1 protein-coding gene is annotated in these 609 nt (G+C 64.4%); it reads left to right on the plus strand.

The window, feature by feature from the left end; translation table 11 throughout:
• Positions 1-378: 378 nt before the first annotated feature.
• Positions 379-609, plus strand: a 231-nt coding sequence (locus QU44_RS15545) for a transposase (RefSeq protein WP_033923325.1), incomplete at its 3' end; no start/stop codon positions are given.

The raw sequence follows: 609 nt of genomic DNA on the forward strand, positions 1-609 counted from the left end.
GTGGCTTCGCCGCGACCCTGGTGCCGGCCATCGTCGAGCACCATGGCGATACAGCCGCTGGCATCGAAGGCATGACCCGAGATTCGGAAGGTCGATGCCAGCATCAGCTTTTCGACCGTGACGGTCAGCGACAGCGGGGGCAGTTTGCCGGAGGTCATCAGTAATTCACCGTCATTTTCAGCAGCCCGAAAGTCCAGGCGACATAGAGGATGTTGATTGCAGCGAGCATGATCAGCACGGCCCAGACCCGGGCGGTCCAGCGGCTGGCCTGTCGCCAATTGGCCCAAACGTTCGTATCCGTCCGGTGGGCCCCGCCTTGTGCGTGGGGCGGACGACCGGTCTTAAGCGCGCTCTTATGAGCGCACTTAGGAGCGATCGATGGGCCAGATCACGGTGTTTTCAGGGCGGGAGCGTCGCCGGCGTTGGAGCAAGGGCGAGCGCCGGTTGATCCTGACCGAGGCGTTTTCGCCCGGTGCCTGCGTCGCCGAGGTCGCGCGGCGGCATGATGTTTCCACGGCGCTGGTCTACACATGGCGACGCAAGCTGTTGGAGGCGACTGGCGACCCGGATGTCACGACCCCGCACGATCTGGGTTTCGCCGAGGCGACG

The organism is Sphingomonas sp. 37zxx, from assembly GCF_000786205.1.
Taxonomy (GTDB): Bacteria; Pseudomonadota; Alphaproteobacteria; order Sphingomonadales; family Sphingomonadaceae; genus Sphingomonas.